This is a genomic window from Paenibacillus glycanilyticus, assembly GCF_030161375.1.
GTDB classification, from domain to species: domain Bacteria; phylum Bacillota; class Bacilli; order Paenibacillales; family Paenibacillaceae; genus Pristimantibacillus; species Pristimantibacillus glycanilyticus_B.
Genome location: NZ_BSSQ01000017.1, coordinates 24,145 through 48,121, shown reverse-complemented (window position 1 = coordinate 48,121; position 23,977 = coordinate 24,145). Strand labels below are relative to the sequence as shown.

The window sequence follows — 23,977 nt, the reverse complement described above, 5'->3', positions numbered from 1 at the left end:
CTGTGTGAAAATGTTATTCCCTTAGTCTTGGACACAATCCCGTTTATTATATCACTCCGCCCTGCCTGTTGCATCCAGAGTTTTATGAGGATATGTAAAGGTTTTGCGGCAAAAAGGCGAAACGGCTATGCCGTACTTTGGCGGGTAGGCAAGTTTCATTCCGGTGAATTCTAAGCCTTATTTATTTAGGGAAACTTAGCGGTTCTTAGAATTAAAAAAGGACGAAACAGAAGTAATCTCTGCTTCGTCCTGTAAAATTATACCGATGCGTAGTGGCAGGAAGCAAAATGCCCCTTTCTCACTTCAACAAGTTTAGGTTCATCCGTCTTGCATTTCTCCGTCGCCATCGGGCAACGGGTATGGAACTGGCAGCCTGTCGGCGGATTGATCGGGCTCGGCAAATCGCCGGCAAGAACAATACGCTCGCGGGTAGCCTCGATTTCCGGATCCGGAATCGGGTTCGCCGACAGAAGCGCGCGCGTATACGGATGCGCAGGGCTGCTGTACAACTCGCTGCTTTCCGCAAGCTCGACGATTTTGCCCAGGTACATTACCGCAACGCGGTCACTGATATGCTTAACCATCGACAGGTCATGCGCGATGAACAAGTAAGTCAGGCCCATTTTTCGTTGCAAATCCTGCATCAGGTTAACTACCTGCGCTTGGATGGATACGTCGAGCGCCGAGATCGGCTCGTCCGCAATAATGAACTTCGGATCAACCGCAAGCGCGCGGGCAATCCCGATCCGCTGGCGCTGACCGCCGGAGAATTCATGAGGGTAACGCGTAGCATGGTCCGGGTTCAGACCTACAAGGTCAAGAAGATCCTCTACCTTGCGTTTGCGTTCCGCGCGGCTTCCCGCAAGACCGTGAATATCAAGCGCTTCGCCGATTACATCCGTAATCGTCATCCGCGGATTAAGCGATGCGTACGGATCTTGGAAGATCATCTGCATATCGCGGCGCATTTGCTTCAGCTTAGCGCCTTTCATCTTGTAGATGTCTTCGCCGTTAAACGTAACGTTACCGCTTGTAGGCTCATACAGACGAAGAATCGTACGTCCCGCCGTCGATTTGCCGCAGCCGGATTCGCCTACGACACCAACCGTCTCGCCTCTTGCGATAGAGAAGTCGATCTCGTTGACCGCCTTCAGAATATTGCCTCCGCCCAAGTTGAAATACTTGCGCAGGTTATTTACCTTAACTAATGGTTCGCTCATACGGATACCTCCTGTTTGGCAGGCTTCGCGTACGGATGCGCCATCCAGCATGCGGAAGTATGCGATTCGTTGCCGTCAACCGGAAGAAGTTCCGGATCATTGTCGACGCAGACGCGCATCGCTTCGTCGCAACGCGCGCAGAAGCTGCAGCCGGCCGGCGGCTTGATCAGATCCGGCGGCGTACCGAAGATCGGAATAAGCGGCTCGTCTTTCCTCTGGTCAAGACGAGGCACGGAACGAAGAAGACCCTTTGTATAAGGATGCTTCGGATTTTTGAAAATCTCCCACTTCGTACCGCTTTCCACGACTTTACCCGCATACATAACGATAACGCGGTCGCAAATGTCCGCTACAACGCCAAGGTCATGCGTAATCAAGATAATCGAAGTACCCATGCGTTCTTGCAGATCCTTCATCACGCGCAAAATCTGCGCCTGAATCGTTACGTCAAGAGCCGTAGTTGGCTCGTCCGCAATGAGAAGCGAAGGATTGCACGCCAGCGCAATCGCGATCATCGCGCGTTGGCGCATACCGCCGGAGAACTCATGCGGGTATTGGTTAAAGCGTGCGGCAGGGTTTGGAATACCTACGAGATTGAGCATCTCAATCGCGCGGCTACGGGCAGCCGAAGAACTCATGCCTTGGTGCTTAACCAGGCCTTCTGTAATTTGACGGCCGATGGAAAGCGTCGGGTTAAGGGAGGTCATCGGATCTTGGAAGATCATGCCCATCTCTTTACCGCGGATGTTTTCCATTTCTTTCGGCGTCTTGGACAAAATCTCTTGCCCTTTAAACATAATCGAGCCGCTTGTCATCGCAGGCGGGCTTGGAATCAGACGCATCAAGGTTTGCGCCGTTACGGACTTGCCGCAGCCGGACTCGCCTACGATCGCTACGGCTTCGCCTTTATTTATATGAAAGTTAACGCCGCGTACCGCTTGTACGGTACCGCCGCGAACTTTGAAATTAACACGAAGATCATTTACTTCGAGCAAACGTTCCATCGATAGCACCTCCTACTTTTTCATTTTCGGATCAAGTGCGTCACGCAGGCCGTCACCGAAAATATTAAAGCAAAGCATGGTCAAGCTGAGCAAAATGGCTGGATACAGCATACGCCATGGGAATACAGTCATCGCCTTAATGGCGTCATTAATCAATGTACCAAGAGAAGCGGCCGGCGATTGAACGCCAAGACCAAGGAAGCTAAGGAATGCTTCCGCGAAAATCGCGTTCGGAACCGTCATCGTGATTGTAACGATAATCGGACCCATCGCATTCGGAACAAGATGTTTGAACATGATGCGAACCGGATTTGCACCCAGCGCGCGTGCGGCAAGAACATATTCCTGGTTCTTGAGCTGCATGATTTGACCGCGAACGATCCATGCCATGTTGATCCATCCCGTAATGCTTAACGCCAGAATAATCGTGAACATGCTTGGCTCCATAACGACAATGAGCAGGATTACAATAAGCAAGCTCGGAATGGAATATAAAATTTCGCAAATGCGGTTCAGAATTTCATCGACCTTACCGCCGAAGTAACCCATGATACCGCCCATAATAACGCCAACGATCAAGTCGACAATCGCGGCATAAATACCAACTTGGAGCGAGATCCCCGCACCCATCCATGTTCTTGCGAACATATCGCGGCCAAGACCGTCCGTACCAAACCAGTGGTCGCCGGACGGCGCTTGGTTGGTTGCTTTCAGATCATTGGTGGAGAAGTCGTTGCCCGTAAATTGATGCGCAATCCATTGACCAAAAATCGCCACTAAGACGATAAAGGCTAATATATAGAGACTGATCATAGCCATTCGGTTCGTTTGAAGACGAAGCCAAGCGTCTTTCCAAGCGGAAATACTTTCGCGTACAACCGTCTCGCCTTTTTTCTCTTCTTGGCTCAGCTTCTCGAAGTCGCTAGGCTGAAGCGTATGTTCGTTCATTTATTAGCCCCCCTTCCTGGTCAATTTGATACGCGGATCTACAAAGCCATAAGCTATATCGGTAAGGAAACGCGCCAGCATCAAAATGATCGCATAGAACAGCGTTAGTCCCATAATAAGCGTATAGTCGCGGTTTGTAATACTGTTAACGAAGAACTTGCCGAGGCCGCCGATACCAAAAATCTGTTCGATAACAACGGAACCCGTAATGATATTGGCCGTCATCGGACCGATGTAGGTGACAACCGGCAAAATCGCGTTGCGCAAAGCATGGCGAACGAGAATGACACGGCCGGACAAACCTTTGGCGCGTGCGGTTTTCATGTAATCGGCGCTAAGCACTTCCAGCATGCTGGAGCGCACAAGACGCGCGATAAATGCCGCCGGCAGGAAAGACAAAGCCAGAACCGGCATAATAAAGTCAGTTACGTCATTTAATCCGGCTACGTCGAACCAGCGCAATTTGACGCCAAATACATACTGCAAGAACGGAGCGACAACGAAACTCGGGATCGATACCCCAAGTACTGCCAGCAAAATCGTAAAGCCGTCAAGAAACTTGCGGTGGTTAAGCGCAGCAATCAGACCAAACAGCACGCCTGCTGCAATCGCCACGATAATGGCGAAGATACCGATTTGAAGCGAGTAGATAAAGCCAGTTTTGATGATGTCAACTACAGTAACGTACTGTTGTTTCATGGACATACCGAGATCAAAGTGGATCAAGTTGTTCATGTAATGCAAATATTGAACACCCAGAGGGTCATTTAATCCATACGCTTCATTCAAACGTTCTTGAATGGCAGGAGGAATATTTTTCTCACTTTGGAACGGGTTGCCCGGAATGGCCTTCATCAGAAAAAAAGTGGCCGAAGCCAGCACGAAGATCGAAACGAGCATGAACAACAGTTTCTGAAGAATGTAACGGACCAAACGTTATGGCACCTCCCTGCAAATATTTAAAAAACAAAAACGTGAAAGGGGATATATGCAGACATCACTGGCCGCATATATCCCTCAATCCGTGACGAGCTAATTACTTCGCTTCTTTGTAACCGCGGTTGTAATCAATATCGCCTTTGTAGTCGATAAAGATGCCTTTGAAACCAGGCTTAATCATATATACAGTGCTGTAGTAGTAGATCGGCATAATTGCGCGAGTACCAACTACCATTTCTTCTGCTTTGGACATTGCTTCCATACGTTTAGCTTGATCGTCAGTGCTGTAAGCTTCTTTGATCAGAGCGTCGTATTCAGGGTTAGCAAAGCCAGTGTTGTTGTTGCCGGATTTCGAAGAGAACAGGTCGATGAACGTCATTGGATCATCGTAGTCAGCGCCCCAACCGCCGCGTGCCACATCATAGTTCAGGTGGTTACGGTTGTCGAGGAATACGCCCCATTCTTGCTTGCTAACTTCGGTTTTGATGCCGAGGTTTTTGCTCCACATTTCAGCAATTGCTTCAGCAACCGCTTGGTGCAGTTCGTTTGTGTTGTAAGTTACTTTAACCGTAGGCATTGCAGTCAGGCCTTCTTCTTTCAGACCTTCAGCAAGCAATGTTTTTGCTTGTTCAATGTCTTCTTTGAAGTAAGAGGAATCTGGATGTTCTGTACGGTAGTCGTCTTTTTCGCCTTTGATACCTGGAGGAACGATACCGTAAGCCGGAATTTGTCCGCCTTTTGTAACGTTGTCTACGATATCTTGACGGCTGATTGCCATCGAAAGCGCTTGACGGATTTTTTCGTTTGTGTAAGGTTTTTGCGTTGTGTTGAACAGGTAGTAGTAGATCGATGCGCTACCTTGTACTTTGAACTCATCCGGATTGTTAGCTTTCAGCGTCGGGAATTGTTCGTTAGGGATCAAACCAGTTGGCATACCTGCATAATCAAGTTCGCCAGTTTGGTACATGCTCAGCTCTGTGTTCGAATCGTTAACTTCGGAGAAGACAACTTTCGAAAGCTTGATATCGTCTTTTGCATAGTAGTTGTCGTTCTTAGCGATTGTAATGGAGTTGTTCTTTTTCCATTCGCTCATTGTGAACGGACCGTTAGTGATCATTGTCGAAACGTCAGTTGCCCAAGCTTCGTTTTCTTTAGCCGATTGGTGAACCGGATAGAAAACAGTGAAGGACATCAGACCGAGGAAATAAGGAGTTGGCGAGTTCAGCTCAACTTGCAGCGTGTGCTCGTCAATCGCTTTAACCGCAACATCATCGGCAGTTACGCCGTCAGCTCCAGTGTTGTAAGCTTCTGCGTTCTTGATGTAGTACAGCTGGTAAGCATAAGCGGATGCTGCTGGTTTCAGGTTCGGATCAAGAGCACGCTTCCAAGCGTATTCGAAGTCACCGGCTGTTACAGCGTCACCGTTGCTCCATTTCGCGTCGTCGCGAATAGTGAACGTGTACGTTTTGCCGTCGTCAGAGATTTTCCACTCTTTAGCAACAGCTGGAACAACATCGCCCTTCTCGTCTTTGCGAGTCAGACCTTCATACAAACCGTTAACTACAGTTGCAGATACTTGGTCTTGTACTTGAGCCGGGTCAAGGGACGGCGGTTCAGTTGCAAGGTTCATGCGGAATACAGAGCCTTCGCTGCTTCCGGACTCTTCCTTAGGTGTACAGCCAACTGCTACAAGAGCCAGCACAAGCAGTACGGAAATCAGGGTAAAGCCATACTTCTTCTTCGACATTTTACTTCCTCCCCTGGATCTGTTCCTCTTTCTTTGTATTGTAATAATTTGACATTACATATTTAAACAATGCGAAAAGTCATACAATTCACTGAATTAATATCAATGAACATTTGTTCATTCACGATGTTTACATATGTTCAAGCCAAATTAGCACAAAATTAATGCTAAATTAATATGCCGGTAATAAATATACAATAAATATTATTGTTTTGTCACGCCCCAGAAATTACAAAGTTGAAATGTTGTTTAATGCCGACAATTGTCGAAACATTTATTGTGCATCCCTCCACCTATAGGATGCTGCATTCGCTTTTGCTTAATGCACCAAAACGAAAACGGCATGCTTCTATCACAAATAAAAAAAAGCTGTCCCCTCCGGCCTCTTGGACCTTTGGGGACAGCTTATGATTAAAGAGGTTGAGAATTAGTATTTCATGTTCGGGTAAAGCGGGTATTGGGCAGTCAAATCGCGAACCATGCCTTTTGCTTTCGCCAGAACCGCTTCGTCTTTAGGAGCTTTCAACGTCATCGCGATGATCTCGCCGATTGTTTTCATTGCTTTCTCATCCATGCCGCGGGAAGTCGCAGCCGGAGTACCAAGACGAATACCGCTTGTTACAAACGGGCTTGTCGGGTCAAACGGAATGGCGTTTTTGTTCGCTGTAATGCCAATCGAGTCCAACACGTGCTCAGCATCTTTGCCCGTGATGTTCAAGTTGCGCGTATCAACCAGCATCAGATGGTTGTCCGTGCCGCCGGATACGATATTGATGCCTTCTGCAACCAGCGTCTCGGACAATACTTTTGCGTTGTTTACGACGTTTTGCGCATATTCCTTGAAGGACGGCTGAAGAGCTTCGCCGAATGCAACAGCTTTCGCCGCAATAACGTGCATCAGAGGTCCGCCTTGCGAGCCAGGGAATACCGCTTTATCAATAGCTGCCGCCCAAGGCTTGCGGCACAGAATCATGCCGCCGCGAGGACCGCGCAGCGTTTTGTGCGTTGTTGTTGTAACGAAGTGTGCGTGAGGCACCGGGCTCGGATGAAGACCAGCCGCAACCAGACCAGCGATATGAGCCATATCGACCATGAACAAAGCGCCTACGTCTTGCGCGATTTGGCCAAGCTTCTCGAAATCGATCGTGCGCGGATAAGCGCTAGCGCCGGCTACGATCAGGCGAGGACGGTGTTTGAAAGCCGCTTTGCGCACTTCCTCGTAATTGATTGTGAATGTATCTTCGTCTACGCCGTAAGCAACGAAGTTGTACAGGAGACCGGATGCGTTAACCGGGCTGCCATGCGTCAAGTGGCCGCCGTGAGCCAGGTTCATGCCAAGAACCGTATCGCCTGGTTTGAGGACAGCCAGGTATACCGCCATATTGGCTTGCGCACCGGAGTGAGGCTGTACGTTCGCGTGCTCGGCGCCAAAAATCTCTTTTGCGCGATCGCGCGCGATATCTTCAACAATGTCAACATGCTCGCAGCCGCCGTAGAAACGTTTGCCAGGGTAGCCTTCTGCGTATTTGTTCGTCAATACCGAACCCAATGCTTCGATAACCGCTTCGCTAACGATGTTCTCGGATGCGATCAGCTCGATGTTGTCGCGTTGGCGCTGCAGCTCCAGGCCCATTGCCTTCAATACTTCAGGATCTTGGTTACGTAAGTTTTCCATTGTGAAAAGCCTCCTAATAGTTTAATCGCATGATCCCGACGTCTGCTCTGACGCCAGGCCGCTATTGTCTTCCAGCGTGTATACGGCACGAACTCCGCCAATCAGTTTTGGTCTCGCAAAAGCCATCGTCACGTGCGCGGCTCCAATCGACCGGATGGAAGGTCTAACAGGCACGGCCACCCTGCGAAGATGCATGCCGATAAAAGTATCGCCGATATCGATGCCGGCATGGGCCTGCATGGTTTCGACCAAGCATGCTTCCTGTAAATGCCGGTAAGCATATGCCGCCATCGAGCCGCCAGCCTTCGGTACAGGTACGGCGGCAACCTCATCGAGATTGTACTTCTCCGCTGCTTCGCGGGAAAGAACAAGAGCGCGGTTCAGGTGCTCACAGCATTGGTATACCGGATAAAAACCGATTTCCTTCCGGACCGCTTCCACGCCCGCATAAATTTGCGCAGCCGTTTCCACAGTACCCGAAGTTCCGATCCGGTGCCCCAGCACTTCGCTCGTGCTTGTGCCGATAACCAGCAATTGGCCGGCCCTCAGCCCCGCGACGGAAGCTAGCTCCCGCACGATGGTCTCCACATCAACTGAAATTGAATTTTCGAGATTGCTCATGCTGCACCTCCTACAAAGTTAAGCATTTGCTTCAAGCCTAAGGATGTACGGTATACTGCTGCTCGATCTGATTGACTTTCCGAACGCGTCCCACATGGCGCTCGCCGCCAGAGAACGGCGTATCGAGCCAAATGCGGACAATCTCCTGCGCAACTCCAGGGCCGATAATACGCTCGCCCATCGCAAGCACGTTTGTATCGTTATGCTCGCGAGTCGCTTGCGCCGAGAACATATCATGAACCAGGGCGCAACGAATGCCGGGCACTTTATTGGCAGCGATCGACATGCCGATCCCCGTACCGCATATCAAAATGCCGCGGTCCGCTTGGCCGCTCGCCACTTTGTCCGCAACAGGCAACGCGTAGTCGGGGTAGTCCACCGATTGACTGCAGTCGCAGCCCAAATCTTCAATTTCATGACCAAGAGTTAAAAGGAACGGAACGATTTCATCTTTCAAACGGTAACCCGCATGATCAGCGCCAATGGCAATCTTCAATGCAAAACCCTCCTGCAATTTGTCGAATCATACGGACTTATTATACCTAAATTCCGCTTAAAAGACGAAAAAAGAGCAAGACATGCTTAACATAAGCATGCTGCTCTTTGCCCAGGCGACCGGCCGTATGTTCCGATGCTCCACCGTGGTTACCCACTTCCGTCGCCAGTTACATCGGAAACCGTCTTTAATTACCTTCATGATAGCTTATTCAATCTTGAAAATCAATCGTCTAAATCGATGAATCGAGCCCAATTCAGGCATGGAATTTCATCCCTTTTGAAGGATGCCAACCAACGCTTTCAAGCTCTCTTCAATCTCCGCCGCGCAGCTCTCGTACATGCCAAGCGTCCCGCCAAACGGGTCGGCGATATCGAAGCTTGGAATACGCCGTTCCAGCTCCAGAAGCCGGGTTCGTTCTTCCGAGGACAACCGTTGTCCTAGCGCCTGCTTCATATGCATCTCCGAATATAGCCGCTCCAGCTCTTCAATATCCGCTTGAACAGCCGTATCCTGATTCACGTATTCCTTAAGGGTGAAAGCTTTGTCGACCGCTTCGGGAAAATAGTTAAGCAGGCCTCTTTTGTGCGATGCCGTCATCGTCAGAATCAAATCCGCCCATGCTACGGCCTCTCCGCTTAACGCCCGCGATGAACCTTGGTGGTTCACTGATTTGCCGCGCAGCGTCGAAAGCGCATGCGTTGAAATCGGCAATCCGTCTATCGTGGACACTCCCGCGGAACGAACCTCCAGCGGAATGCCTTGCTGCTTCGCCATCGCCCTCAGCATAGCTTCCGCCATTGGAGAGCGGCATGTATTCCCGGTACAAACAAACAAGATGCGAGTCATGCTGCAATCCCCTTTCCAGTCGCTGAAGTTGTCGTTGTTCTAGAATATAAATAAAAGTCCAAAAATGAGCAAGATCGCCCCGCCCAGCGCTTCGCCAAAACCACCCAGGTTCTGGCTGACCCTGCGCCCGAGCAGCAGTCCCAATACCGACATCAGGCCGCCGAAAAAACCGAATAGCAGTACGGTCAGCACAATATCAGCCTTGAACATGCCCAGGGTCACGCCAACGGAAAAGGAATCGATGCTGACGCTAAACGCAAACAAAAACGTTCCGACCGAAGAGCGGTAATCTATCGTTTGGGCAGCTTCTCCTCTTAATGAATTGTAGATCATATGCCCGCCAAGCAGGAGCAGCAGTACGCCTGCCGCCATCGTCGCAACATGGCCAAGCAGTCCGCTGACAAAATGGCCCGCATACATGCCGGCAAGCGGCATGATCACATGAAATACCGCAATGACGGTGCTTAGGCGCAGCACATCCCGCAGCCGAATCCCTTTTAATCCAATTCCGATCCCTAATGAAAAAGCATCCATACCGAGCGCAACCGCCATAATGAGCAGTGTCGCGAATTGTCCGGCATGCATTGTTGCATCAGTCACGCTAGATCGCCCCCATGTCCACATCCATTCCTAACCAACATATGCGGACAAGGGGACAAACATACTACTCTAAACCCGGACGCTTTGATGGCCCGCGGCTTTCGCCAGACGGTTCATCAACGCAAGGCCAATTCCTTCCTCCGAGCAGCCTTCCGCCCATATAAGCTGCACGCCTTCGGCATCAAACTGGCGAAGCGCGGCGTAAAGACTATGCGCGGCCTGCTCCAGATGCCGCTCGCTGCCGGAAGCAAGGACGACGTCCGCATGATAGGCATCGGTTCTTTCGTCGAAGGTCAAGACGCCTGTTCTTACGTTAAGCGGCGCAGCCCGGTCAATCTGCTCCTGGATATACCGGACAACAGCTTCCGGATCGTCGCCCTGAACAATCGTAAGATCGCCTTTTGGAGCATAATGCGTATATTTCATCCCCGGCGAACGAGGGGCTTCCGCGGTATCGGCTTTCGTGCCGGAAGGCGCGTCGATGCGGGCTTCCGGCACCGCAGCTTGAAGCTGCTCCGCCGTTATGCCGCCCGGGCGCAATATCCGAATCGTATCCGAGTCTGAAAGCTCGATTACCGTGGACTCCAGACCCACCCCGGTAGCTCCGCCGTCTACGACGCCGCTGATTTTACCGTCCAGATCCTCCAGCACATGCCCCGCAAGCGTAGGACTCGGACGGCCCGAACGATTGGCGCTTGGCGCGGCAACCGGGCAGCCGGACTGGCGAATGAGGGCCAAAGCCGCCGGGTGATCGGGCATTCGCACTCCGACGGTGGACAGCCCTGCGGTCACAAGCGGCGATACGGCGTCTGGGCGAACCGGCAGGACGATCGTAAGCGGCCCGGGCCATAACTGCTTCATCAACCGCCGCGCCAACTCCGGATAAGGCAGTACCAGCTCTTCGAGCTGCCGTTCCTCCGCAATATGCACGATCAGCGGATTATCGGATGGACGGCCTTTTGCTTGGAAAATCCCTTCTACCGCTTTGGTGTTGCGGGCATCCGCGCCTAAACCGTACACCGTTTCCGTTGGAAACGCGACAAGCTCGCCTTCATGCAGAAGCGCTGCCGCTTCCGCCAATTGCCCGGCAAGCACGTCGGCACCCGCTTCCGCCGCAACCCGCCAAACCTTCGTTGTTCTCATCTCTATCGTTCAATCCCTGCTATTAAAAGTTCAACTAACTGCCCCCATTATAGCATAAGCGGCTTTAATTGCGGAGCGGCTTACCTTCGGCCCGCATGCTTGATGCCGGGGGAAGGTAAGCCGCTATTTTAGAACAAGCTTTTCAGCCAGTTGATGAATTGTTGAATGATTTCCCACAGGAAAAACTTCGCTTCCGGAGCTTCGCCTTGCTTGCCGTTATCTTGTTGCGCGGAAGTTTCGGATTTATGGTCAGCCGCTTTGTCGGCTTTAATTGTATCTTTATTGCCTGCTTTATCGGCGGAAGCTGTTTTTACCGTCCCCGCGTTTGCTTGAGCTTGAGCCGCTTCCGCGTCCGGATCTTCTACAGCTGCCGCTGCTTCGCCGGTTGCCGCGTCGATGAAGCAAAGCGGAGGAAATAATACGCACCACCAGTTTTGGCCTTGGCCTTCGCCCAGCGTAACAAGAAGAGCTTCGTAATTGCCGGCAGGGTATACTTCGTTGCTGTACATTTTGGTCGGGAACGGAACCATGCCGAGTTCCGCCTTGTACGAATAGTCAAATCCGCGGCTTGCCAGTACATCGGCTACAATGCTCTCAATCTCACCCATATGGTCACGCACCGTTTGGCGCGCTTCTTCAATCGTTTGCGGGCCGGTTACCCAGTTGTCCATCGCTTTGACAATGGCATCGCGAACAACGCGTTTCACCGCTTGGTCGGCAGGGGCATCCGAGTTGGCCAAAATGCGAAGGCGAATCGATTCTTGCGGGATAACAGTCTCTACCATAGCCGCATCCGTACGTTGCTGCTCCCAGCTCATAACCAGAACAAACAATACAATAACCAACAAAGCATAAGATTTACGGAAATAAAATCGGGAATGAGTGCGGTTCATACTAACACAAGCTCCTCTCGCGCACCCGTCGGTGCATCAGCTTGCGTTCCGGAACGTATCTATCCGTCATTATGTCCGCGTTCCCGGCTCTATAAACCTATTAGAAAAAATGAAAATAATAGAGTAGTTTTCATGAAGGGGAGGGGGAAATGTGGATAGATAACTGAATAAGTTGGAATTCGCGTTATTCACATGTGGATAACGCGAAAAGGTTGATGAGTGGCTGAATAAGCCGGTAGTTTCGCGTTATTTGCGAACGGATGCAGGGGATATGTGTATAGGTTGCTGAATAAGTCGCGGGTTCCGCGTAATTGCATGTGGATGGAAGAGCAGGGTGGTGTCCGAGGAGTAAAAGGGAGCAAAAAAATCCCCCTGCTTGGTTTATGCAAGCAGGGGGATTTGGGGACAAGCGGCGTTAGTTGCCGCTTGTCCGGACTGCGATGACATGGCGTTCAATGCCGCCATAATCGGTGATGATGCGGATGTCGTCCCATTCGCCGACATCCCTCAGTAGCGCGGCTACGTCTTGGGCTTGGCCCATGCCAAGCTCAAAGGCGACAATCCGCGGCAGCTGCGCAAGCGACGGCAGCTGCTCCACCATGCGGCGGTACGGATCCAGTCCGTCCGCCCCGCCGTCCAGCGCGAGGCGCGGCTCGTAATCCCGAACCTCGGGCTGGAGGCCCGCAAGATCATCCGCCGGAATATACGGCGGATTGGACACAAGCACGTCGATGCGGATAGTATCTTCCGCATCGCCTGCCCCTGCGGCGCCGCGCTTCGCAAACGGCGCCAGCAGGTCGCCCTGCACGAATGCCATGCGCTCCGCCGCCTCATGGCGGGCCGCATTCGTGCGGGCGACAGCTAGCGCGTCCGGCGACAGATCGGACGCGCTCACGCGCCAGCGCGGACGCTGCGAAGCCAGCGTCACGCCGATGGCGCCGGTGCCGGTGCCGACGTCAACCACCGTCGGCACAACGGCCCCCTCAGGCGGCCATAACTTGTCGGCCGCCTCAAGCACGGCCTCGACGAGCAGCTCCGTCTCCGGCCGCGGAATAAGCGTAGCCGGCGTTACCGTAAACGGCCGGCCGTAGAACCATTCCTCGCCGATGATATACTGCACCGGCTCGCCCGCCGCCTTGCGGCGGATCAGCTCCACCCATTCCGCGGCATGAGCCGCCGGAAAGGGGTCGCCATAATCGCGCAGCATCGCCATTCGGTCGATGCCCAGCACATGCATAAGCAGCCGCTCCACATTGGATCGCGGCTCCATCACGCCAAGCCCCGCCAAAAACGAAGAAGCCTGCATGCAGGCTTCTCTAATTGAATACGAAGGCGCAAAAAACGCCGGTTCGTCTTTATACTCGCTCATCTCTCTAGCGTCCCTTCTTCGAAGGTTACCTATTAATTCAATTCTCTTTCCATCAAGTCCGCTTGCTCGGCAATCGTCAAGGACGATACGATCTCCGCGATATCACCGTTCATGACCGAATCCAGCTTATGCAGCGTCAGACCGATACGGTGGTCCGTTACGCGGCTTTGCGGGAAGTTATACGTACGAATCCGCTCGCTTCGGTCGCCGGTACCAACCTTGGACTTGCGCTCGCCAGCATATTTCGCCTCTTCTTCTTGACGGCGAATATCATAAATGCGGGCACGAAGAACCTGAAGCGCCTTCGCTTTGTTTTCATTTTGCGATTTGCCGTCTTGGCAAGTCGCCATGATGCCGGTTGGAACGTGAAGGACACGAACCGCCGACTTCGTTGTATTAACGGACTGTCCGCCAGCACCGCTCGAGCAGAACGTATCAATCCGAATGTCCTTATCCAAAATCTCGATTTCAACCTCTTCAACCTCCGGCATAACCGATACCGTCGAAGTCGAAGTATGAATACGGCCGCCCGATTCCGTTACCGGAATACGTTGAACGCGGTGCGCGCCGCTCTCGAACTTCAGCTTGCTGTACGCGCCTTTGCCGTTGATCATGAAGATAACCTCTTTGAAGCCGCCAAGGTCATTCTCGTTAAAGTCCATAAGTTCCGTGCGCCAGCCCTGCGCGTCTGCGAACTTCGTATACATCCGATACAGCTCGTAAGCGAACAACGCCGCCTCGTCGCCGCCCGCGGCACCGCGGATCTCAACGATAACGTTCTTATCGTCGTTAGGGTCCTTCGGCAACAGCAGGATACGAATCTTATCATCCAATTCTTCCTTGCGCGCGGACAGCTCGTCGATCTCCATCTTAACCATTTCGCGCATTTCGTCGTCGAGCTTCTCGCCTTGCATGATCTTCGCATCGTCAAGTTGCTCCGACACTTGCTTATATTCTGTGAAGGCTTCATAAGCCTCTTGTAAATCCGATTGCTCCTTGGAATATTCCCGCAGGCGCTTCGGATCACTAGCTACATCCGGATCGCACAACAGTTCACTTAACTTCTCGTAACGGTCTGCGAGCGCTTGTAAACGGTCCAACACAATGATTCACCTCTATAATTCCCTTTTTAGTAAGACCTATTATAGCACATAAGACCCGTTTTTTCGACTGGTGTATTTGCCTAACTGCTTAGAAAGGGGCTCCGCGATTTCCCTATGGAAAACGGAGCCCCTTCATCACATTTATTTCTTGTTTTTTCTAGCTGCCAGCACAACGGCAACCGCGCCAAGCACAACCGCGATAATGGACAAGGTCAACGGGAGAACCGAATCCGAATCGGAGTCTTTCGATTCCTCGGCCGCAGCGGCTGCGCCATGGCCATCGCCTTCGGCTGCCGCCGCCGTTACCGCCGTAACGGAAGCCGGCTTATCCGAGCCGTCTGCTCCAACCCACTCTACAACCTGGTTGTCGCTGTAGGTTTGGTAAGCTTTCCATACGAGTTGCGTAGCGTCTTCGTTCACCTTACCGCTCATGCGGAAATCCGTGAATTCCGTTTCGCTAAGACCGCCGCCGTCGGCAGCCGTCCAAGTAATGCCCGTTACAACGCCGTTTGCGTCCTTCTCAAGCTCGCTGGTCCAGCCAACCTTAGGCTCTACGCGGGAGATCGCCGCACCGTCGGCAACCTTAACTTGAACTTTAACCGTCTTGACGCCTTTTTCTTCGCTTGGCACCCGCACGGCGAACACCTGGTACGAATTAGCCGGAACGCTCGGCGGCTGTACCGTTACATGGGCGCTTGCCACGCCGGCAAACATCATCAGGCACGCCGCCAAGGAAGCAGCAACCATCCATTTTTTTATCTGTCTCATATCCATCTCCCTTTCGGATCCTAGCGCCATATCACGCTTCTTTTGTCATGAGTATATAACCCACGCCCCGCGTTTGACATGACTCGAAAGGGCTACCCGGATATGACTATTATGTGTCCAGCCTCTTTAATAATTCCGGAATGCCGTTTCCCGCACGATTTCATTATCGTCTTGGTCCATCACGCGGATTTCCGCCGTCCATTTGGACGCGTAAGGCAGGAACGGACCCGTCGCTTCATAAGCCGCGCGCAAATAACCCGGGAAGGAATCGTTTGGCCCGTCATCCTTCTGCACAAGCGGAATATCGATCGGCGCATCTTGCTTGCTGCTTGAACGCAGACGGAGAATAACGGACTTAGGCGCACCGGCCGCCTCCGGCAGCCACACCTGAAGCGAAATCGTATTGTCTCCGCCAGGCACGTTTGGCGATACGTTAAGCGTCACATGCATATCCTCGCCCATTTGGTGGAAGTTGTACGGCTCGTTTGGCGGCAGCGGACTCATATAAGAGAACACCGCGGCAATCGCGACGATACAAGCCATAAGAATGGCATCCGCCTTGAGCAGCGTTCCGGCAGGGAAGCCGTTTTTCTTCATCCGAAGGCGAAGCAGCGTCCCTGTCACAAGCACGGCGACTACAAGAGCTGTTTTAACCGTCAATAGCCCGCCCCACGTGGTCAGCCACAAATACGACAGCTTCGGCAGGAACAGCAAGGTCATCAGAACCCCGCTCACAACAAGCACGACTAGCGAAATCAGCGCCCCTCGCGAAAAAACAGCGCCAAATCGTCCCGCTTCCTTCCTATCCGCGTACCAGACATACAGAAGAACGGCCAGACCGCCAGCCCAGACTGCGCCCGCAAGCAGATGAATAAAGTCAAAAGCAATCGTTAGAACCTTCTGGTCATTCGCCGCGGCATGCCCGATCAGACTCTCCACGCCAAGCAGCAGGACCACCCATAAGAGACGGGCAAACTTCTCCTTGAATCGAACGGCTATAAAACCAAGCAATACCAGAACAATAAGCTCAAGCCAAGCCCGTCCGGTTGACGTATCGGTAAACAGATTGCCCCACGCCGATAAAGGCTGGCCTTTCATCAGGCTGTTCGCCTGGAGGAAAATGTGAAGCAACACCGTGATCAGCAGCGCCCGCATCCCAATTAAGGATAACCGCGTAAAGGCCGATTGCAGGGAAACGCTTGGCTGCCGCACGATAACGGACCATAAAGCTACGCCGGTTGCCAGCAGCAGCGCGGCGTAATAAAGAATACGAACCGCATACAGCACGTTTTGCTGCATGCCCGAGTTAGAGTTCGTCTCGGTAGCAAAAGTCGCCGCGTCCTTCCAGTTCGGAGGGTTGCCTACGACAAACACATAAGAACCGCTGACCGGATGGCCGTCTTCCGATATAACATGGTAGGAGACCGTATAGACGCCATCTCCCAGCGTCGGCAACGGCACTTTTAAGGCCGTTCCGCCATCCTCAAGCACGGCATCCTCCGTTTTTATTTTATTCGACTGGGAATCAACCACTTCCATAGAACCCGCGCCAGGTTCAACCGCTTCATTGAAATGCAGTTCGACAAAAGGCGGGGACTGGTCCAGCTTCGAGTTAGCCGCCGGAACCGTCTTCTCCAGCGTCGCATGCGCAAAAGCCTGCGGGGCAAACGCAAGCATCATTAAGGCCAGCAGCAGACCCGCTGCCCACATCCGTTTGGATAAAGTATGTAAGTTTACTGTCATAACACCATACTCCTATTCTTTAGCTTCCCTCCAATTGTACGCCTGTCTGCTACTGCGCACATGACTCTTTAGAGCTAGACGAAGGCAGAGGGCAGCTTACATGAGAATGCAACAAAACGGTATTGCTCGCCCGCAGGGGGAACAATACCGTTATTTAAGCTGCTATTAGACGTTGAAACGGAAGTGCATAACGTCGCCGTCCTGCACGACATATTCCTTGCCTTCGAGGCGAAGTTGGCCTCTTTCTTTCGCTACGTTCATCGTACCGGCAGCAGCCAGATCTTCGAACGATACAACCTCGGCACGGATGAAGCCGCGCTCGAAGTCCGTATGAATAACGCCCGCCGCTTGCGGAGCTTTCATACCTTTGCGGATCGTCCAGGCACGAACCTCTTGCACGCCGGCCGTGAAGTACGTGTACAAGCCAAGCAGCTTGTAAGCCGCATTGATCAGACGATTCAAGCCGGATTCCTGAAGACCAAGCTCTTCAAGGAACATCGCTTTGTCATCGCCCTCAAGCTCCGCAATCTCTTCTTCCACTTTCGCGCTGATTGGCACTACTTGCGCGCCTTCAGCCGCAGCGAATTCGCGAACCACTTGTACGTATTTGTTATTATCCGTATCGGCAACTTCCGACTCGGCCACGTTGGCTGCATACAGAACCGGCTTCATCGTGAGCAGATGAAGATCGCGGATAATAAGTTTCTCGTCATCGGACAGCTCTACGCTGCGCGCAGGCTGATCGTTGTACAAAGCTTCCTTTACGCGTTCGAGCACTTCAACCTCTTGGGCGATTTTTTTGTCGCCGCCTTTTAGGTTTTTGCGGGAACGGTCGATTTTTTTCTCCACGGAGTCGATGTCCGCCAGAATCAGCTCCAGGTTGATCGTTTGGATATCGCCGAGCGGATCGATTTTGCCGTTCACGTGCGTAATGTTCTCGTCTTCGAAGCAGCGAACAACATGCACAATCGCGTCAACTTCGCGAATATGCGCGAGGAACTTGTTGCCAAGGCCTTCGCCTTTGCTTGCGCCCGCCACAAGACCCGCGATGTCCACGAATTCAAAAGCCGTCGGAACCGTCTTGTTCGGTTGCACGAGCTCAGTCAGTTTGTCCAGACGGTAGTCCGGCACTTCTACGACGCCCACGTTCGGGTCAATCGTACAGAATGGATAGTTCGCGGATTCCGCGCCTGCTTGCGTTATTGCATTAAATAAAGTGGACTTGCCGACGTTTGGCAAACCCACGACACCAGCTTTCAAAGCCATGAAATAAGACACCCCATTTTCCGAAGTAACAATCTCACGTCATTATACCCGATGGCCGCTTACAATAAAAGCCCTGTACAATGAAGTCTGTTCTTCCAAAAATGGGGCAATAACCGCCATTCAACCCGATTTTTTGCGGCATACCGCAATGACGTACATCGGATCGCAGCTTTTGAACTTGGATAGCGGCAGCGGTTCATGCCCATCCGCCTTCAGCAGATGCTGCTCTGCTCTTCCTAACGGCAGCCCCGTCTTTTCCCGCAGCCAGTTCAGTGACAGCAGCCTCGAGTCGTCCACCGGATTTTGCCCGAACATCGCTTCGATATCGTAGCAGGCCAGCAATTCGCCAACAAGCTCCGACGTGCGGTATTCAAACCGGTGATATTCATTAAAAGGCTGCTCTTCGAAGTACAGCGGCGGATTTGTAACGGAGCGGTTAGGCGTCGATACGATAAAGAGACCGCCCGGTTTAAGCACGCGGGCCGACTCCTTGATCCAAGCAGACCCTGCCTCCACATGCTCGATGGTCTCGAAAGAAACGACCGCGTCAAACGATTCGTCGGCAAACGGAAGCGCCAGCACGTCGCCAGCAGCGAAACGGATACCCTCTCCGCCGTAGTCGCGTTCCGCAAGCCTGACGGATGTTGCGTCTACGTCCACGCCTATAACTTCAGCAGCGCCTGAGCGCTTAAGCAGCGCCGAACCATACCCCGCTCCGCAGGCCGCATCGAGCACCTTGAGCCCCCTGGCATACCGGCAAGCCAGTTCATAGCGATGCATGTGTTCCTCATAGACATCGGAATATTGCTCTTTGACCTGCTTGTTGATGACAAGCCGTTCGCCGCTGAACCGGACGTCGTTTTGTTCTTTCAGCAACGGATCCGGAGCTGGCAGCGCGAGCTCCTCGGTCATGGCTGCTACGGCCGTAAGTTCGTCTCCGCCTACAGCGGCAACAGTAGATTGCAAAGCACCGCTATCCTCTATTAACTCTGGTTGCGCGCGGCCGTTAATCCCAAGCGTAATAATCCCGTTAGCGGTCATACGGCCCTTTACCGGATTGTTTCCGCTCGCCATCCGTTCCAGAAAGCCGAAGTCCTCGGCGCTAATGTCGCTGCCGGGACGTCCGTCTTTGCCGTCATCCAGCAGAAGGGTAGATATATAGGAGAATCCCGCATCGGCATACAGCATTCTCACCTGTTCAATGGAATAGAGAAACCCCGCCTGATGCTGGGCATGCCCGTTATCCGGCTGCAAATACCGCAGCATAAACGGGTAGTAATGCCGGTTCAGGAATGTCCCGATCAGCCAACCGCCGGGTTTCAGCAGCCGCTTCAGCTTGAGCATCGCTTCAGGCGTTCCGCACATATGCGCGTCTCCAACGAGGATCCCGTCAAACGTTCCCGCTTCAAATCCCCATTGTTCCGGAGATTCGGACTCAAACACCTGAATGCCGACCGCAGCGGCAACCTTGGCGGCTTGCTCGTTCCTTTCAACCCCGTACAACGCCGCGGCCGGAAAATCGTGCTTCAAACGAAGCAGCGTTGCCCCGCAGCCGCAGCCGATGTTCATAAAGGCTTTATTTCCCGTACCGCCGCCAGACGTTGCCGATTCCTGCTCGAGCAGCCCCAGCATTTCCGCTTGCATCGTCAGCGCTTCGGAAGATGTAAACCCCCATTTGTCGCGGAATAGTTGATTATTGCGGGCAAACAGCTGCAAATACATGGCCGTATCGGCCCGGAAGCTTACGCTGCCGTAATGATGAATAAACGTATCCCGGCAGAGCATCAGCTTATAGCCGAGGAGACGCAGCCGCAGCGACAAATCGTCGTCTTCATAATTGCCGATGCCAAACCGTTCATCCATCCCGCCGGCCGTCTCATAAGCTTCCCGGCGGATGAGCATGCAAAAGCCGATGAGCTTCAGCCGCTCCTCCCGCGGGCGGTTCCCCGCTGATTGCCGAACCGATTCGGAGAACAGGTCGAGCTCCTCCACCGTTGTGTAATGACTTGGAATTTGCGTCCAGTAGTGGGCAGAGTTGGTTACTGGACCAACCGCTCCAATAGCAGGATCGCTAAGCAAATGCCGCTGCAAGCTGTCCAGCCAGCCCGGCGTCACGATGGTATCGTTGTTGAGCAGCAATATGAAATCGCCGTTAGCCGCGGCCGCCCCTTGATTGCAGCCTTTCGGGAATCCGGCATTATAACCGTTCTCGATCAGATGAATGTCCGGTTCTGCTTTCGCCCATTCGGGCGTCCCGTCTTCGGATCCGTTATCCACAAGAATAAGCTCGTAACTGCCCGCAGCCGTATGCCGCCTAATGCTCTCCACGCATGATCTTGTATAATCCAGACCGTCTTTGGCCACCAGAACAATACTCGTAAGCACTTCTTCTCCACCGCCCGGCACAATAGGTTCATGCCATCAGCATATGACAACAAAGCCCGGATCGTAAGCGCTGTTCGCCTACTCCGGGCCTCAAGTTATTTTTTGATAAAGGATAATCCGAACAAATAACCGGCAAGAACATTAATGATAGCTTCATTCTTATCGTCGAGAACAATCCGGATAAGCGATTCAACCGTACCGCTTGCATTCGTATATAGCTGACCGTAGCTAACGGCTGCCACATAATTCAGTACGACGAGGACAATTGAAAGCATTAGCGTAAACTGCGTTTCTCTGATCCGTATGCCAAACTCGCCTTTGCCGAGCATATGGAGGCTGGCCCCGAAAGCAAACGTTATGGAGAATAAAACAAATAAAAATTTGTCCGTCGTATCCGGGTCGCCGTTGCGTATCAATACTTCATTACTTGCGTAAACGACAAGCATGGTGAACAAAAGAAACAGAATGAACACCACATACTTGTATACTGCCGCCTTCTTAACCATTTTCTACACCCCTTATGCCGTATACCGCGATTGCATGCCAAACACTCCCCGCGCCCATACTAACAAGGACGTGAGGGAGGTGACACTTACACGATGGAAAATAAAAGCCACAAAGGCAATTATAAAGGGACAACGGCCATGAAGGCAAAGAACCAAGATATGGCATTCGTGAACGATACGATTGAAGACGCCAAATCCGTGACCAACTTCTCCCCCAACAACAAAAAATCGGACTAATCTCGCGAGCAAAAGCCCCCGAGGGGCAACTGCCGTCTTAGCAAAAAGACAGCAGCTGCCGAATCGGGGGCTTCTTATTGGCCATTGCTCTAATTGCGCAGCGGAGCTTCCTGCAGCTCGGCTCTTGTTTGAAGGAAGCGGAAGAAAGCTACGGAGGCTTCCGCCCTCGACACTTGCTTGGCCGGCAGGAAGTTGCCGTTTTGCAGCGTCATGATCTTGAGGCCTACAACGATAGCCGCTTGGCCTTTTTTGTCCATCTTGCCGGCATCCTTGAAGTTGATATTAAACAGATTCTCATAACCGGCGAGCGAGTTATAGCCAAGAGCGCGTACGATCAGCTCCGCCATCTCTTCCCTGTCGACTTTGCCGTCCGGGTTAAACGAACCGTCGCCGATATCGATCAGATTCTGCTGAAGCGCGCTTTCGACGTACACATAATATTGGTTTTTCGAGCCAACATCGTCAAACGAAGCGGAAGTAGCCGTATCGGCGGCACCTTCGTACAGAATCGGCGAACGGCCGCTGTTCATGGCCAGCACGAGCATCTTGATCAGCTCGCCGCGGGTTACGATTTCGTTCGGGCGGACTTTGCCGTCCTTCACGTCAAGCGCTTTGTAAGCTACCATCAACTCCAGCTGGCGCTGTGCCCAGTGACCGTCAATATCCGTTGCTTTTGGTTTTTCCAGCTGGGTTACGTCGCCGCTCTCACGACTCTTCCAGTCGCCGGATTGCGCATCCAGGAAGATGGACTCGTCAAGCTGGCGCGGTACAAGGCGGTAGATCAGCTGAGCCGTTGTGTTTGTATCGAGCTCCGAAGCTTTGAGTTCGCCCGCGGCCAGGAGCGTTCTATATTTCTCTACCGGGATCGGCTGACCCTGATACACATAATTCGGCACCAGATAATAAGTCAGCTCGGTCCTGTAATAAGTCATCCATTTGTCAATCGCTTGCGCCGGCGTAATCACTTTTGGCGATGTCGCCGGGTATTTATACGGGTTAATGCTGGCGTCATAATTGCGCAGCTCGCCCGTATTTGCGTCAATGGATACGTTGACGTTATCGTATTCCGCTGTCGCGCCGTTAATCTTATGCACGAAATTGAAATAATACGAATCAATGTACTGGACTTTGTCCGGATCATATTGCGACTTATCCCGCTTCACCAGATAGAGCTCATCGGCGATCCAAGGCAGCTGCTTCTTCACCGCTTCTACCGCTTTCGCTTCCGCTTGCTCATAAGAGACGGCCGGTTTGGCGTTAACGGCCTGGCCGTTGTACTGATAGCTATAGAAGCTGCTGATGACGCCGGTCCGGCTGTTGATCGATGCCGATGCCGAACCTACGCTATCTTTGCCGTTTTTGAGCTCCCAATCCAATCGCCAGTTTGCCGTAGTTTCCCCAGTGGAGTCATCGGTGTTCTCGTAATAGCTGGAACTGTTGAATACCGCATTCGCCGGAAGCGGGAACGCGGCCAGGACCGCTTTTTTCGCTTGCTCCTCCGTCAGATTGACTGCCGCAGGCGCCTCGCCCAGCGGTTTATCCGCAAGCGGCGTCTCCGACACCATATCCGGATTAATGTAGCCGTTTTGCACCTCTTTGCCGGTTACCGCATCAATGGCGAAAGCGCCCATATCATAGCTGAGTACCGGCTTGCGCGGTCCTTGCCCGTTATACGGAATGATGTATTTGAGCTCGGGTTTGGCCTGCTCAATGAGGTTTTTCTTCGCCTCATCGGCAGTTAGCTTCGCCTCTGCCTTCGGGAACGTAATCGTATCGTCCCATTGCAGCGAGTAGCTGAGCACATGGCCTTCGCTGTCCACATCAAGCTGAATGTAGTTATCTACATACGGAATATCATTAACGATCCGGTCGAACCGCAGCGTATGGCGTACTTCGCCCGTCAGAGGAGGCAGCTGCTGCGCGCCGTATTCCGGATTGAATTTCACCTGGTCCTTATAAGTTGGGGCCACGTTCGACAAGAAGGCATAAGCAATTTTTTGCGCGGCCTCGCGCTCAACTTTCAGCGGGTAAGTAGGCTTCGCGTTTGGGTTGTCCAGGTAAGTACTGTAATTCAGAAGCTGGCCGTTGTCCGCGTTCAGGCCGACATAGATGCTGCCCTTTGTTTTGTTGTTCACTTTATACACGAAATCCAGCGACCATGCGCTGCGTTTGCCGCCTGCCAGCATATCTGCCGAGAGCGATGCGCCCTGCAGCTTATACTCCTTCGGAATGCTCACCAATTGCCGGGCAAGCGATTCGGCTTTCTCCTTCGATACCTTTACGTCAACAGGCACTTCGGCGCTGCCGCCAGATGCTGCCGCATCTCCTGTTGCAGAGACAGCGGAAACCGCCGGCGTGGTAGCGCTTTCGGCAAAAGCCGCTGCGGGCAAGCTGCTTGTCAGCATAACGGTAGCCGCCAGGACAGCCAGCTTCTTACGATGATTCTTCACCATAACGAACCTCCC

Annotated in this window: 21 protein-coding genes and 1 riboswitch; of the genes, 1 reads left to right on the top strand and 20 read right to left on the bottom strand. The window is 52.5% G+C overall.

All coding sequences use genetic code 11. The features are described from left to right. Positions 1-257 precede the first annotated feature (257 nt). The 19 genes from QQK89_RS22290 to QQK89_RS22200 all read right to left on the bottom strand — a co-directional run bounded on the left by QQK89_RS22290 (position 258) and on the right by QQK89_RS22200 (position 21,275). Positions 258-1,220 carry an ABC transporter ATP-binding protein gene (locus tag QQK89_RS22290; RefSeq protein WP_284240888.1) on the bottom strand — a complete coding sequence of 321 codons (963 nt, stop codon included), beginning with the start codon at positions 1,218-1,220 and terminating at the stop codon, positions 258-260. After that, positions 1,217-2,224: an ABC transporter ATP-binding protein gene (locus tag QQK89_RS22285; RefSeq protein WP_284240887.1), complete on the bottom strand. Its 1,008-nt coding sequence runs from the start codon at positions 2,222-2,224 to the stop codon at positions 1,217-1,219. The genes QQK89_RS22290 and QQK89_RS22285 overlap by 4 nt, the downstream gene beginning before the upstream one ends. 12 nt (positions 2,225-2,236) lie before the next feature. Beyond that, the gene (locus QQK89_RS22280; RefSeq protein WP_284240886.1) at positions 2,237-3,172 is read right to left on the bottom strand and encodes an ABC transporter permease; all 936 of its coding nucleotides are present in this window, start codon (positions 3,170-3,172) and stop codon (positions 2,237-2,239) included. A 3-nt stretch (positions 3,173-3,175) separates the two neighbouring features. Beyond that, positions 3,176-4,105 (bottom strand): ABC transporter permease, encoded by a 930-nt coding sequence (locus QQK89_RS22275; RefSeq protein ID WP_284240885.1) that lies wholly within the window; start codon positions 4,103-4,105, stop codon positions 3,176-3,178. Between the two features lie 103 nt (positions 4,106-4,208). Beyond that, positions 4,209-5,858, bottom strand: a complete 1,650-nt coding sequence (locus QQK89_RS22270; protein WP_284240884.1) for a peptide ABC transporter substrate-binding protein — start codon at positions 5,856-5,858, stop codon at positions 4,209-4,211. A 427-nt stretch (positions 5,859-6,285) separates the two neighbouring features. Further along, positions 6,286-7,533, bottom strand: a complete 1,248-nt coding sequence (glyA, locus tag QQK89_RS22265) for a serine hydroxymethyltransferase (RefSeq protein WP_284240883.1) — start codon at positions 7,531-7,533, stop codon at positions 6,286-6,288. 21 nt (positions 7,534-7,554) lie between these two features. Beyond that, the gene (locus QQK89_RS22260) at positions 7,555-8,154 is read right to left on the bottom strand and encodes a TIGR01440 family protein (RefSeq protein WP_284240882.1); all 600 of its coding nucleotides are present in this window, start codon (positions 8,152-8,154) and stop codon (positions 7,555-7,557) included. 37 nt (positions 8,155-8,191) lie between these two features. Next, positions 8,192-8,650, bottom strand: a complete 459-nt coding sequence (rpiB, locus tag QQK89_RS22255; RefSeq protein WP_284240881.1) for a ribose 5-phosphate isomerase B — start codon at positions 8,648-8,650, stop codon at positions 8,192-8,194. A gap of 102 nt (positions 8,651-8,752) precedes the next feature. Next, positions 8,753-8,833, bottom strand: a riboswitch (ZMP/ZTP riboswitch). Positions 8,834-8,920: 87 nt separating this feature from the next. Next, positions 8,921-9,499 carry a low molecular weight protein arginine phosphatase gene (locus QQK89_RS22250; protein WP_284240880.1) on the bottom strand — a complete coding sequence of 193 codons (579 nt, stop codon included), beginning with the start codon at positions 9,497-9,499 and terminating at the stop codon, positions 8,921-8,923. A 39-nt stretch (positions 9,500-9,538) separates the two neighbouring features. Next, the gene (locus QQK89_RS22245; protein WP_434481741.1) at positions 9,539-10,123 is read right to left on the bottom strand and encodes a manganese efflux pump MntP; all 585 of its coding nucleotides are present in this window, start codon (positions 10,121-10,123) and stop codon (positions 9,539-9,541) included. 45 nt (positions 10,124-10,168) lie between these two features. Beyond that, positions 10,169-11,242 (bottom strand): L-threonylcarbamoyladenylate synthase, encoded by a 1,074-nt coding sequence (locus tag QQK89_RS22240; RefSeq protein WP_284240878.1) that lies wholly within the window; start codon positions 11,240-11,242, stop codon positions 10,169-10,171. A gap of 128 nt (positions 11,243-11,370) precedes the next feature. Beyond that, entirely contained in the window at positions 11,371-12,135 is a 765-nt protein-coding gene (gene spoIIR, locus QQK89_RS22235) for a stage II sporulation protein R (protein ID WP_284240877.1), read from the bottom strand. A gap of 415 nt (positions 12,136-12,550) precedes the next feature. After that, positions 12,551-13,504, bottom strand: a complete 954-nt coding sequence (prmC, locus tag QQK89_RS22230) for a peptide chain release factor N(5)-glutamine methyltransferase (RefSeq protein WP_284240876.1) — start codon at positions 13,502-13,504, stop codon at positions 12,551-12,553. A 32-nt stretch (positions 13,505-13,536) separates the two neighbouring features. Then, positions 13,537-14,607: a peptide chain release factor 1 gene (gene prfA, locus QQK89_RS22225; protein ID WP_284240875.1), complete on the bottom strand. Its 1,071-nt coding sequence runs from the start codon at positions 14,605-14,607 to the stop codon at positions 13,537-13,539. 141 nt (positions 14,608-14,748) lie between these two features. Further along, positions 14,749-15,375 (bottom strand): YcnI family protein, encoded by a 627-nt coding sequence (locus tag QQK89_RS22220; RefSeq protein WP_284240874.1) that lies wholly within the window; start codon positions 15,373-15,375, stop codon positions 14,749-14,751. A 126-nt stretch (positions 15,376-15,501) separates the two neighbouring features. After that, a complete protein-coding gene (locus QQK89_RS22215) occupies positions 15,502-17,118 on the bottom strand; it encodes a copper resistance CopC/CopD family protein (protein WP_284240873.1) in 1,617 nt (538 codons plus the stop codon). Between the two features lie 165 nt (positions 17,119-17,283). After that, entirely contained in the window at positions 17,284-18,384 is a 1,101-nt protein-coding gene (ychF, locus tag QQK89_RS22210; RefSeq protein ID WP_284240872.1) for a redox-regulated ATPase YchF, read from the bottom strand. Positions 18,385-18,504: 120 nt separating this feature from the next. Beyond that, complete coding sequence (locus QQK89_RS22205) at positions 18,505-20,769, bottom strand: methyltransferase domain-containing protein (RefSeq protein ID WP_284240871.1); 2,265 nt, start codon at positions 20,767-20,769, stop codon at positions 18,505-18,507. A 95-nt stretch (positions 20,770-20,864) separates the two neighbouring features. After that, the gene (locus QQK89_RS22200) at positions 20,865-21,275 is read right to left on the bottom strand and encodes a hypothetical protein (protein ID WP_284240870.1); all 411 of its coding nucleotides are present in this window, start codon (positions 21,273-21,275) and stop codon (positions 20,865-20,867) included. Positions 21,276-21,368: 93 nt separating this feature from the next. On the opposite strand from QQK89_RS22200, the gene QQK89_RS22195 reads away from it, so the two are divergent. Beyond that, positions 21,369-21,512 carry a hypothetical protein gene (locus QQK89_RS22195; protein WP_284240869.1) on the top strand — a complete coding sequence of 48 codons (144 nt, stop codon included), beginning with the start codon at positions 21,369-21,371 and terminating at the stop codon, positions 21,510-21,512. 89 nt (positions 21,513-21,601) lie between these two features. On the opposite strand, the gene QQK89_RS22190 is transcribed toward QQK89_RS22195, so the two are convergent. Then, positions 21,602-23,965, bottom strand: coding sequence for an S-layer homology domain-containing protein (locus QQK89_RS22190; RefSeq protein ID WP_284240868.1), 2,364 nt, complete (start codon positions 23,963-23,965; stop codon positions 21,602-21,604). Positions 23,966-23,977 lie beyond the last annotated feature (12 nt).